The 12,702-nt window shown below is 34.9% G+C and carries 8 protein-coding genes; 3 read left to right on the forward strand and 5 right to left on the reverse strand.

Annotated elements, in window-relative coordinates; genetic code table 11:
* Positions 1-35: 35 nt before the first annotated feature.
* Positions 36-2,243 (reverse strand): RecQ family ATP-dependent DNA helicase, encoded by a 2,208-nt coding sequence (locus J0M08_05965; protein MBN8702589.1) that lies wholly within the window; start codon positions 2,241-2,243, stop codon positions 36-38.
* A gap of 516 nt (positions 2,244-2,759) precedes the next feature.
* Between J0M08_05965 and tatC the strand changes: the two genes are divergently transcribed.
* The 3 genes from tatC (at position 2,760) to lptB (ending at position 6,883) form a co-directional block, all read left to right on the forward strand.
* Positions 2,760-3,551: a twin-arginine translocase subunit TatC gene (gene tatC, locus J0M08_05970; protein ID MBN8702590.1), complete on the forward strand. Its 792-nt coding sequence runs from the start codon at positions 2,760-2,762 to the stop codon at positions 3,549-3,551.
* A 90-nt stretch (positions 3,552-3,641) separates the two neighbouring features.
* On the forward strand, positions 3,642-6,152 hold the full coding sequence (locus J0M08_05975; protein ID MBN8702591.1) for a carboxypeptidase-like regulatory domain-containing protein: 2,511 nt from the start codon (positions 3,642-3,644) through the stop codon (positions 6,150-6,152).
* The gene (gene lptB / locus J0M08_05980) at positions 6,149-6,883 is read left to right on the forward strand and encodes an LPS export ABC transporter ATP-binding protein (protein MBN8702592.1); all 735 of its coding nucleotides are present in this window, start codon (positions 6,149-6,151) and stop codon (positions 6,881-6,883) included. Before J0M08_05975 ends, lptB begins: the two co-directional genes overlap by 4 nt.
* Here the strand turns inward: lptB and J0M08_05985 are convergent.
* Genes J0M08_05985 through J0M08_06000 form a run of 4 tightly spaced genes read right to left on the reverse strand, consistent with a single transcriptional unit; the run spans position 6,880 to position 12,666 of the window.
* On the reverse strand, positions 6,880-9,096 hold the full coding sequence (locus J0M08_05985) for a TonB-dependent receptor (GenBank protein ID MBN8702593.1): 2,217 nt from the start codon (positions 9,094-9,096) through the stop codon (positions 6,880-6,882). The genes lptB and J0M08_05985 overlap by 4 nt on opposite strands.
* A complete protein-coding gene (locus J0M08_05990) occupies positions 9,093-10,433 on the reverse strand; it encodes an HTTM domain-containing protein (protein MBN8702594.1) in 1,341 nt (446 codons plus the stop codon). Before J0M08_05990 ends, J0M08_05985 begins: the two co-directional genes overlap by 4 nt.
* Positions 10,423-11,529, reverse strand: a complete 1,107-nt coding sequence (locus J0M08_05995) for an imelysin family protein (GenBank protein ID MBN8702595.1) — start codon at positions 11,527-11,529, stop codon at positions 10,423-10,425. Before J0M08_05995 ends, J0M08_05990 begins: the two co-directional genes overlap by 11 nt.
* Positions 11,530-11,562: 33 nt before the next feature.
* Positions 11,563-12,666 carry a DUF4856 domain-containing protein gene (locus tag J0M08_06000; protein ID MBN8702596.1) on the reverse strand — a complete coding sequence of 368 codons (1,104 nt, stop codon included), beginning with the start codon at positions 12,664-12,666 and terminating at the stop codon, positions 11,563-11,565.
* Positions 12,667-12,702 lie beyond the last annotated feature (36 nt).

The raw sequence follows: 12,702 nt of genomic DNA on the forward strand, positions 1-12,702 counted from the left end.
AAGTATGTGTTTAAAATTTTTTGAATAAAATAAATTTAATTCCCGTATTCAGATAAAAACTTAATTCTTACCAATCGAATTTCTTCTTCTGTAAAATCATCAGCACCCAACTCTTGCAAAGCCTCTTGAATAGAGTCTGAATTGGATGTTTTAAAATATTCGATTATTTCTTGTTGTTTGTCTTTGTCAACTTCGGTGTCTAAATAATAACCAATATTTACCTTTGTTCCGGACATAACGATTGTTTCAATCTCATCCAGCAATTGGGTCATTGATAGATTTTTTGCATCTGCAATATCGTCCAAACGCTGCTTTCTATCTATGCTTTGAATAATATGAACTTTTGACCCCGACTTATTTACAATAGACTTTACTACAAAATCCTGGGGGCGGTCAATGTCATTATCCTCTACATACTTTGCTATTAAATCAATAAAAGGTTTCCCGAATTTTTGTGCTTTCCCATGACCCACACCGGTTATTTTAGTTAGCTCCTCAATAGTAATAGGAAATTGAACTGTCATTTCCGAAAGAGAACTTTCTTGAAAAATCACATACGGAGGTAAATTCTTCTGCTTTGCAATTTGCCTGCACAAATCTTTTAACATAACAAAAAGCTCCTCGTCAGCGCTATTATTAGCTTTGGCATTATCAACAATCTCGCTATCATCTACATCATCAAAACTAGAAACATATTCATGATCTTTTACAATCTCAACAGAGTATGGTGCTTTAAGATATTCTTTCCCTAGCTCGGTAATTTTAAGTAAGCCATAATTTTCTACCTCTTTTGATAAAAGTCCCATCATTAAGGCTTGTCGAATAATAGCACTCCAATATCGCTCATCTTTACCATCTTCGTTCCCCGACCCAAAAAACTCCTGTTCGTGACACTTGTAGGCTTTGGTAACAGAATTCTCCATCCCTAAAATAGCGCAAATCAAATCTTTCGATTTTAACATCTCTTTTACATCCAGCACAGAATCTAAGGCAAGTACAATATCTTCTTGCGCTTCTACACGTTGCTTAGGATTTTTGCAATTATCGCACATGCAATTGCAATCTGCTTCTTCAAAACTTTCGCCAAAGTAATGAAGGATAAATCGTCTCCGACACAATGCACTCTCTGAAAAAGAAACCACTTCATACAGCAGTTGCTTCCCAATTTCTTGTTCAGCAACCGGCTTGTCTTTCATAAATTTTTCTAACTTAATTATATCGTCATATGTATAAAACGCAATGCAATTGCCTTCGCCACCATCTCTTCCTGCGCGACCTGTTTCTTGATAATACCCTTCTAAACTTTTCGGAATATCGTGGTGTATTACAAAACGCACATCGGGTTTATCTATTCCCATTCCAAATGCGATTGTAGCAACAATCACATCAATATCTTCCATCAAAAATAAATCTTGCGTTCGTGCACGTGTAGCAGCATCTAGTCCCGCATGGTAGGGCATTGCCTTTACACCATTTACTTTCAATGTTTCTGCTAATTCTTCTACCTTTTTTCGGCTTAGACAATATATAACACCTGATTTTCCGGTGTTTTGTTTCACATATTTAATTATCTCTTTTATCGCATTCTTTTTAGGTCGTACCTCGTAGTATAAGTTGGGTCTATTAAACGAGGATTTGAATACTTGGGCCTCCATCATTCCTAAATTTCGTTGAATATCAACCTGAACTTTAGGTGTGGCAGTAGCAGTAAGTGCTATGATTGGAACATTTCCTATTTGCTCTATTATTGGCTTTAGTCTTCTATATTCCGGCCTAAAATCGTGACCCCATTCGGAAATACAATGCGCTTCATCAATCGCAAAAAAAGAAATTTTAATCTCGTTTAAGAAACTAATATTTTCTTGTTTGGTAAGAGATTCGGGAGCCAAATAGAGCAGTTTTGTTTTGCCCGACAATAAATCAGTTTTTACAGCTGCTATTTCTGCTTTTGTAAGAGATGAATTAATAAAATGAGCAATGCCATCTTCGTTGCTAAAATTCCTAATTGCATCTACTTGATTTTTCATTAACGCAATAAGTGGCGACACCACAATTGCGGTTCCTTCGCTTATTAAAGCCGGCAATTGGTAACAGAGCGATTTCCCGCCACCTGTTGGCATAATAACAAAAGTATTATTGCCTGCTAATAAATTTTTTATTACAACTTCTTGCTGTCCTTTAAATTGCTTGAACCCAAAATAGTGTTGTAGTTTTTCCTGAAGAGGGATATCGGAAATGTCCATTTTACCATAATAAGTTACTTCTTAATGTAACAAAAAAAAGTTACTTAATCTAATTTATTTGCTAGTTATGGGCAAGCTCATTTCTGCCCAAGTAAGATTATTGTTTGCTATAAGTAAAACGTGATTCAGCTGAAATGCCATTCTACAAACAACTGCAGCTTTTTTCCATTCACGATTTTCGTTGTATGCTGCGCCTATAATACTGTAGAATTCCGGTTAGAATAAAAAGGTTTGTGCAATGAAATATACATGTACTCTGCACCCCATTTCGAATAAAATAGTCAAGTGAAATACCGGCTGAAACAAGTAGTAGATAAAATTGATTGGGATGAAGTACACTAAATGTTTTGCTAAAGTAGGCGTATGCCAAACTTTGTTGGTATTAAGCACACTAGTATTAGTAGCACTAAAATAGAATTTAATTCATAATTTAGCACCCATAGTAAATTCCCAACCAAAGTTTGGTTTTTTATGTTGCTAAATATTTTCAATTCAAAAAATAACGGAGAAAAAGAAATGTCGTTTCTCGACCATGTCGAGGTGCTTAGATGGCATTTGATGAGGTCGGTTATTGTTGTTGTGGTGGCTGCTATTGTTCTTTTTTTGAATAATGAATTTTTGTTTGGCACAGTTATATTTGGACCCAAGAAGCCAGATTTTCTTACCTATCAACTAATGTGTAAGTTTTCCTATTGGATTGGTGCAGGAGAAAGTATGTGTATTCGCGAAATCCCTTTTTCACTTATAAACACAAGTCTTTCCGGGCAGTTTACTACCCACATGTGGGTATCTTTTTTGGGTGGTGTAATTATTGCATTTCCCTATATTTTATGGGAGTTGTGGCGTTTTATTAAACCTGCATTACATGAAAAAGAACAAAAAAGCACAACTGGTTTTGTTTTTTTTGCATCCATCTTGTTTATTATTGGTGTATTGTTTAGTTACTATTTAATAGTGCCGCTAACAATTAATTTTTTGGGCAGTTATCAAGTAAGCAGTGATGTGTTGAACACCATCAGTATGGACTCTTACATATCAACCCTTACAACTCTTACAATTGCTACCGGACTGGTTTTTGAATTGCCAATTGTGGTTTATTTCTTAACCAAATTTGGCATATTAACTCCTGCCTTTATGAAGCAATACAGAAGGCATGCTGTAGTAGTTATTTTAATAGTGGCTGCTGTAATTACACCTTCTCCCGACATATCATCCCAGGTTTTGGTCGCAATTCCACTTTACATGCTTTATGAATTGAGTATTTTTGTTTCCAGGTACGTGATTTCGCAAAAAACTTCCGTAAAATAGCACCTAAAACACATGTTAGGATATATTAATCCCGAATAGTAAATTAAGACCTTATTAAGCGTGCTATCAAAATCATTTTTTGAGTCAAACATGAACATTCGCGCCTTTTGTTTTATTTTATTTTTTGTATTAGTAGGAATCACATCTACATCCAATGCGCAACAAACTGTTGTTACCGGAAAAATTGTTGATGCCGACACCAAAGAACCATTGCCATTTGTAAGCGTTTTGCTTAAAGGCACTAAAGTTGGTACCTCTTCGGACTTTGATGGCATGTTCTCTTTGTCTTCTCCAGATCCATCCGATAGCATTGTCGTATCTTATGTAGGCTATCTGCGCAATTCAAAAAAAATTAAAAGAAATGCAACACAGCATATTGTAATTGAGTTGCGCAAAAATGCCATCAGCCTTTCTGAAGTAGTAATAAAACCAGGTGAAAATCCTGCACACCGCATCATTCGAAAAGTGATAGCGAATAAAGATAACCACAACAAAGAGAAGCTGGAAAGTTATCAATATGAAGTTTACAACAAGATGGAGATTGACCTAAACAATATTCCGGAGAGTTATAAAAAAAGCAGAGCTTTAAAGCCTGTTAAATTTATTTTCGACTACATAGATAGCACAAATGAAAAAGAAAAACCTTTTCTGCCTGTTTTTTTATCAGAATCTATCTCAGACTTTTATTACAATAAGGACCCCAGAAGAAAAAAAGAAATTATAAAAGCCTCGAAGATTACCGGGCTGCAAGACGAAAAGAGCGTAACCCAGTTTATGGGAGAAATGTACCAAACTTTTAATATTTACGACAACAACATTACCATATTTGGCAAAACATTTTCGAGCCCAATATCTGATTTTGCATTGCTTTATTATAAGTTTTATCTGATAGACAGTGTTTATATTGATGGAGTACGCTGCTACCATATTCAGTTTAAGCAACGAAGAAAACTGGAATTAGTATTTGAGGGCAACATGTGGATTGCAGATACCTCTTTTTCCATTAAGCGCATAGAAATGTCATTGCCAAAGGATATAAACCTAAATTACATTAACACCCTCAGCTTTATTCAAGAGTATGACCAAGTAAGTAATCAATGGATGCTCACGAAAGACAGAATTATTCTAGATTTCTCTTTGCAAAAAAAACAAGTAGGCTTTTATGGAAGGAAAACAACATCTTACAAAAACATTATCATAAACAAACCGCAAGACGAGCTATTTTATAAGATAAGTGAGAACCTTATTGTGGACGAAAATGCCAACAAAAAAACAGATGATTTTTGGAAAGTAGCACGGCACGACACTCTTTCGAAGAATGAGGCGCAAGTATATAAGATGGTTGACACCATTCAGTCATTGCCCATATATAAAACATGGGAAAATATGGTGGTGTTGTTTTTAACAGGTTATAAAGTCTGGGGGCCAATAGAAATAGGTCCTTACTATAAAATGCTCAGCTCTAATAATATAGAAGGGTGGCGTGCTAGAATTGGCGGCAGAACTAGCAATACATTTAGTAAATGGGTAGAACTAAATGGCTATACAGCCTACGGCTTTAAAGACGAAGAGTTTAAATACTTTGCAGAGTTTAAAACATTTGTTACCAAAAAACCGCGTCAAATTGCCTATCTCAACTATAAAAACGATTACGAAATTTTAGGACAGAGTTGGAACGCATTTACTCCGGATAATATTTTATCGTCCATTTTTAGGCGTAATCCAATACGTAACATGAATAGAGTGGAGCAGTTCCAGTTTATTTATGAATACGAGCCGTTTGCCGGATGGAACAACAAAGTTTATTTTATAAATAGAAGTATTACCTCGTTAGGGAATAATTATTTTAAATATTTTACTCCTAATCCCGAACACAGGCTAGATTCTACCAACAAAATACGAACCTCTGAAATTAGGCTGTTAACGCGCTTTGCATACAATGAAAAATATTTGGAAGGAACCTTTACAAGAAGCAGTATGGGAACAAAATATCCAATTGTGTCGGTTGCTGCAACGTTTGGTTTGAAAAACGTTTGGAAGGGACAATATGAATACCAGAAATATGTGGTAAACGTAAACGACCGTTTTTATTTAGGTGGATTTGGTTATGTTGACTGTATTGTAGAAGCAGGGAAAATATTTGGCACTGTTCCTTTTCCGCTACTGGAGCTTCATGGAGGAAACGAAACATATGTGTACGACCCTTACGCATTCAATATGATGAATTTTTATGAATTTGCAAGCGACCGATATTTTACTTCTCAGGCATTTTATCATTTGGATGGATTCTTTCTAAACAAAGTGCCATTATTTAGAAGATTGAAATGGCGAGAAGTTGTTTCGGGAAAAATGTTGATGGGGGATGTTAGTTTAAAAAATAAAGATGTGTTGCTATTCCCGAATACACTGGCAGAACTTAACAGAGGTCCGTATTATGAACTAGGTTTGGGGATAGAAAATATTTTTAAATTTTTTAGATTGGATATGATGTGGCGAATGAGCTACAAAGATGACCAGTACATAGAAAGGTACAATAAATACACAACCGAGTCCAAAATATCTAAATTTGGACTAAGGGGTACTATTCAAATTATATTATGATTCTTAAAGCAGAAAATATTTACAAAAAATATAAGAACAGAACCGTTGTAAACAACGTGTCTATTGAAGTAAAGCAAGGAGAGATTGTTGGATTGCTAGGCCCTAATGGTGCGGGAAAAACAACATCATTCTATATGATTGTAGGGATGATAAAACCAAATGATGGTGCTATTTTCTTGCAAGAGAAAAATATTACCGATTTGCCTATGTATAAAAGAGCTCAGCTCGGAATTGCTTATCTGCCCCAAGAAGCAAGTGTTTTTAGAAAATTATCGGTAGAGGATAATATAAAGGCAATCTTAGAAATGACCAAACTTACCAAACAGCAGCAGAAAGAAAAATTAGAAGAGTTGTTGAATGAGTTTGGATTGCAACACATACGCAAAAATATGGGGGATAGATTATCGGGAGGAGAAAGACGGAGAACTGAGATTGCGCGCTGCCTTGCTGTAAATCCTAAATTTATTTTACTAGACGAACCTTTCGCAGGTGTTGACCCTATTGCTGTAGAAGACATACAATCGGTAATTGCAAAATTAAAACAAAAAAATATTGGCATCTTAATTACCGACCATAACGTACACGAAACACTTACAATTACCGACAGAGCTTATATTCTATTTGAAGGCGGAATCTTTGCGCAAGGTCGACCCGAAGAACTTGCCAATAACGAACAGGTGAAAAAAGTATATTTCGGCCAAAGCTTTGAGTGGAAAGCTAAAGTGAATTAAATTTTATATTGTAACGTAACATACCAATTCACAGGATCGGCAGGAATAATGCCCGGTCCCGGATATCCTTCTGCTCTGCGTGTAAAATAGCGTGAATTAGTTGCATTATTAACCCCCACATAGACTCCCACTTTACGATATATAAAGGATGTGGAAAAATCAACTACCGCATAAGAGGGTATAATGCCGTATATTCCGGATGGGGTAGTTTCAGCATTTGTAGCATCAGAAAACTGTTGGGCTGTATGAGCATATTGGGCTGTTAGTCCAAAACCTTTATATCCGTATGTAACTCCCGTTCTAATAATATAATTAGGGACATATTCTACTTTTTTATTATTGAATGCGGCTTGCTTACTGCTTTTATAGACAGCCTGAATATAAGATGCATTCAAAAAAGTAGATACTTTATGTTTTGCATCTTTCTGAATGAGCTTTAGCCAATCTATTTCTGCAAAAGCCTCAATTCCAAAAGTGTTGCTCTTACTTATATTAGTACGGTATCTAATTATTTGATAGGTGAAGCTGTCTACAGCCAAAACAGTTCCAATTCTTTTGTTGTAATTTAACACAAATCCATTTACATCAAAATAAAGTAAATTTTTAAATGCGCCTCTTAGTCCGCCATCTGCGGTATATCCGCTTTCATCTTTTAGGTTTGGATCAACTTGAAAATTTGGGTTAGCAACACGCATATCATTAAAATTAATTGCCCTGTAGTTCTGACTAAAATTAGCGTATGCTTCCACAGCCTTTGAAAATTTATATTGCGAGCCAATCCCAACCAGCACAAAATTTCTTTTATTGCTTCTTGTTTCATTCGTTTTTATATCCAGCAAAATATTACCGGCAAGGTCTTTGTTAATTTGTCTATAATACCCATTTGCATTCGTATTTATATACTCCCATCTTATTCCGGGTGTTACACTCCATCTTTGAGAAATTTGTAAAATATTTTCTGCAAAAAAAGCAACATTGGCAGACGGAAAAACATACGAAGAATTTTCTAAATCATTGGGATTTAGAAAATGAAAGCTCGCATTAGGAGATTTATCGGCATCCCCCTGCCTTCTATCTGTATTGCCTTTATACAATCTACAACCTAACAATAAATTATTTTGCTGATTAAAAAAAGTATATCTCTTCAAATACCTTATTTCAGAACCAAAATTAGAATATTTGTCGGCCAATAGGTTTCTATTTTTTGTGGTGTCGTCCATTCTGTCAGTTCTTTCTAGACTTCCCACTGCATCACGTTTTGCATGAAGCACAAAAAAAATAAAATTCAATTTAGCTGTTTCACTTACCAAATAATTAGTAGTAATAGAATACAAATTCCAATTTACTTTAAACCAATTTCTAGCTCTATTGCTCTGCGTAGCATCATTTAAAAATTGCTTGTCTGTAAGCCCTCCTGGTTGTTGACTCACATAATTAAGAAATGTATACTCTCCTTTAATTGTAATTTTTTTACTTACACTGTAGGTAACACTACAAAATGCATTATGATGTTGCAGCTCTGAATTAGGTCGCCAACCCGCATAATGTTTGTATTGATAGAAAGTGTTGAAAGAAAGTTTAGCATTAGAACCGGTAAATTGATTGAATGAATTTAAAAAACCATACGCACCAACCGTTTGACGAGTATTTACACTTGTTTTTTTTGCTATATCCGGTTCGGAAAATTTATAGTTAATCATTCCGCCAAATTGTGTTCCGTATTGCAAACTAGCCGCTCCTCTTAAAATCTCAATTCGTTCGATTGCTTCTAGTGGCGGGGTATAGTAGCTCTCCGGGTAACCAAGCGCATCGGCAGAAATATCATATCCATTTTGACGCGTATTAAAATTAGATATTCTATTAGGGTTTAATCCTCGTCCACCAACGCCAATAGATGTTCCGGAGCCATCGTTCTCAAAAATATTTATCCCTGCAATTTTTGAAAACACTTGTCTGCTGTTATTTGCAGCTAGGTTAGCTTGCATATCTTTTAAATAGATGGCTTCCGATTTTTTTCCTGCATAAATAGCTGTACCATCTACATTGTTCAATCTTCCAATTCCAAATGTGTTGTCTTTTTCGGCAGAAACAGAAACCTCTTTTAACACAATAGTAGATGTAGTAATAGATGCAGTATCGACTCTACTGCTAATGGTTTGAGAGAACAATGAAATACTTCTCGCAAACAGAATAACTAATGTTAGAAGTCTCATTCGTATTGCTTAATCCAATTTTTATTCTTAAAAACAGAATTACTCTCTCTGCTTAAATCTACAGAAGAATCTATAAACTCTCTCGTTCCCAATCCATTTAGCGTAACAAATACTTGTGCTCGAACTGTTACATTTGTGTAGCCCATTTGCTCATATTCTTTTTTCAAAAACTTAGCATAATCAACCATCATATCGGGCTGGGTGGACATCATTTTCTCTTGCATATATGTAAGATACTGCTTATTGTCTACTTCCGATTCCTTTTGCGATTTGCTATCTTTTACATAAAAGAAAGCCGTGCCCGCCTTTTCCATAAGCATTACCCGCCAACTAAATCTGTAGCCTTGTTCAGTCCAAAATAAGTTTCCTGAGTAGAGTGTATATCTAAATGGTAGTAAACATTGCACGGAAAAATATAGTACAAAAAAATAAACAAGTCCATTCGAATAGTTAATGGAACCCTCTCTTAAATTATTGTTCGAATAATGCACAATTTTTTTTAGCAATGAAACAATTTTACCATGAAAATCTTCTTTGAAATAAATAACGGTAGCAACAATCATAATATAAGGAAACATACCAATATTGAAGAACAACGCAGTAGCTGCATGAAAAATAACAACAAACACATACGCAATATGAACGGTACGTTTGTTAAATAAAAAAAAGCCTATAAGAATGTCATACAAGCAACCAACCCAACTAAACAAATATGCTACCCAATCGTGCTCCATATACGAACCAATTATGGGATAATACGAAAACGCAGGCAACCACATTTTTAGCGGTTGGGCATTAAACAACCAATCAGTGTTTATTTTAGCTATCCCCGCAAAGAGATAAACTAAAAACAACTGAACCTTAATTAATAAGATATAAAATTGCGGAATAATGGTAGTTTCATTTCTCTTGAAAAGTAAATTATCTAGCGAAAATGATTTGTTGGCAGGCGTAAAAATTAACAGAAAAGAAATTAGACTAACAAAATAATAATGGTTTAAGTAATTCGTCTTGTCAATTAACTCGACATACGTAAATAAAATAAAAAAAGAGATTGCACTTACTCTATACAAAAATCCGAATGTTATGCCAAGACACGCAATTAGCATAGCCCCGAAAAAAGCATACATAAAGGATTCCGGCAATGCCTGTACCCATTCAAATCCATAATAGGGAAAATGAAATTTGGGCATTACATACATAGAATATACCCATCCTTTAAGCATAAACCTAAGAATGGATATGAACATTAAAAGACCAAATGCAATTCGAAAAAAGACAAGAGGTGCAATATTAGTAGGCTTAGAAAGAAAGTGAAAAGATCGATTAGTCGCCATCCCCATCTTGATAGGTAATAATAACGCCTAAATTAGAAGGCATATCTGTTTTTAGTAAAACCAATAACTTTACCAACTCTACATAAGCAGCATCAACTGTATTGGGATTTGAAATAACTTCTACAGATATAGGATTTGAGATGGCAGCTAGTTTAGTTTTTGCGATACTAAACTGATTTTTAATAGCGGCATCGAGGGTGCCAGAACCATAAGAAGCTCCCAAATGATTCAAATAATCATCAAACCCTTTTCCATCTATGCCTGCTTTGCTTCTTCCCAAATAAATATCCTCAATAATATTAAGTGTTGCAACTGCATATGGCAAAGATTGCGTTCCAAAATAGGCTTCGCATTTTTCGGGCAAAGGAATATTTAGCGTTTTTTTACCTAGCGGAATTCCAACTTTTGCATTCTTCAAATAATCCAACTCAAAATTTAATTGATTCACTAAGTAGCCGATAGAGCTTCCTATATCAGTATTTAAAGAGCTTATAAACTGAGAGCGATAAGTTGTATTCCAAGTAGTAATAACAGCATTCGTTTTTGTAGTCATCTCGTTCAAAATGTCGGTAACGTATTGTTTTCTAGTAGTTGATGAACTCAATAGATTACTCATACTATTTTCTGAACTATTTTTTCCATAAAATAAATAATCCAATGCCGGAAATCCTTTTGCATCAAGGTTAGAGGCCGCGGACAAATCATAGGTTCCAGAGGCAATATTTGCAATAATTTGAGCCGTATCTGTCGGAAAAACATTGAAATTCATACGGACAATCTCACTCTCGGCAGGACCAAATTCGGTAAGACTTATTGTTTGATATTTTAAATAAGCAACGTGCAATTTTTGTTTTACCAATTGAAAATCTGACAGCGATGCTGAAGTCTTAAATACATCAAACGACAAAACTAAAGAGTCTAGCGACAGTTTAAAAGAATTATAATTAGGTAGAATAATAGCGTCTGCATAGTTAATTAAGAGGCCTTCCTTATCAAATGGATTATCCGGTTCGGGATTATTGTCTTTATCCTTATCACAAGAATAAAAAAAGAATACCGTACAAATTAAAAGAAAAAGCAGTTTAAGTGGTTTCACGTTATGCGCATTCTAAATTAACTACAAATGTAATTATAATGTTGTTTTTACCGCATCTAATCCATACACAGAACTTAACAAATCACGAATTTGGTCTAAGCTAGTTGAAGTAATTGAATAGAAGTTTGTGCCTAAATACCCCTCTAATTGGATTAATTGAGCATTACTGATTTTCTTAGTCGGGTTGTATTTCAAGTTCATTAAAAAACCTTTTATTTCAGAAAGATTATGATTTCGAACTGCATCATCGCTTAAATTAGTTTTGGTAGCATTCACATAACTTATAATAGTAGCTGCAATAACCTTTTCCCAGGCATCTCTAACAATAGTAACTTGAGCGTCTCTAACGGTATAATCTTTGTTAGAAATAGCTGCACGCCCTTTTAAAAAAGCGTTCATAATTTCAGAATTGGTAGATAATATTGTATTTCTATCATTGCAATACTTACCCCAAAAACGCATACCTACCGTATTTGTTGGAAAATCTACAGGAACTCCAAAATAACCAAAAGCCTCATCCCAATGATGCTCCATTGCAGTTCCTTCTCCCACAACAACGGTTGAATTATCTACTGAATTACCAATGCTTGACTCATCCAAATACACGGCAACTGTTTGGTAATACATCAAAGCACCCATCAATCCTTTTTCAATAACCTGAGTCCATTCTACTCCATTTTTATCGCACAAATATTTTTTTGCACTATTTGTAGGACTAACAACAACACCCGCAACGCCATTACTTCCGGAAACAGTAGAGATTGAGGCTGCAGCTAAACTATCCATAAACCCCTCGAAAATAGTTTGGTCTAACGAAAAAACTTTGGATTTAATATTCTTCCCCGAAGTGTTTAAGCTAGAGTTCGAAAATTGATTATTTATATTTTGATACATCTCCTTAAGCTTTTGCGAGCTTAAAACCGCACCCATCGTATTACCGGTATTCATGTACGTTTTTATTTCGGCTACCATATCCAAACGTGTAGTTTGTCCGCTGTAATTTACATTCGAAAAATTATAGGTAGTTGGCACTGTATAAGATGGCTCCGGCTCTGGAGTTGGCTCTGGAGATTTTTCTTTTTCACAAGCTGTAATTAAAAGGATTGATACAAGTGTTGGATAAATAATTTTTTTCATCTGTAGTTATTTTTCTCCACAAATCTCTTATTTAGA

The sequence above is a fragment of the Bacteroidota bacterium genome (assembly GCA_017303975.1).
GTDB lineage: Bacteria > Bacteroidota > Bacteroidia > JAFLBG01 > JAFLBG01 > JAFLBG01.

Excerpts from the sequence above, each read along its gene's own strand:
- J0M08_05965 (MBN8702589.1), bottom strand. The coding sequence starts at position 2,243 with ATGGACATTTCCGATATCCCTCTTCAGGAAAAACTACAACACTATTTT.
- J0M08_05985 (MBN8702593.1), bottom strand. The coding sequence starts at position 9,096 with ATGAGACTTCTAACATTAGTTATTCTGTTTGCGAGAAGTATTTCATTG.
- J0M08_06000 (MBN8702596.1), bottom strand. The coding sequence starts at position 12,666 with ATGAAAAAAATTATTTATCCAACACTTGTATCAATCCTTTTAATTACA.
- lptB (MBN8702592.1), top strand. The coding sequence starts at position 6,149 with ATGATTCTTAAAGCAGAAAATATTTACAAAAAATATAAGAACAGAACC.
- tatC (MBN8702590.1), top strand. The coding sequence starts at position 2,760 with ATGTCGTTTCTCGACCATGTCGAGGTGCTTAGATGGCATTTGATGAGG.
- J0M08_05975 (MBN8702591.1), top strand. The coding sequence starts at position 3,642 with ATGAACATTCGCGCCTTTTGTTTTATTTTATTTTTTGTATTAGTAGGA.
- J0M08_05990 (MBN8702594.1), bottom strand. The coding sequence starts at position 10,433 with ATGGCGACTAATCGATCTTTTCACTTTCTTTCTAAGCCTACTAATATT.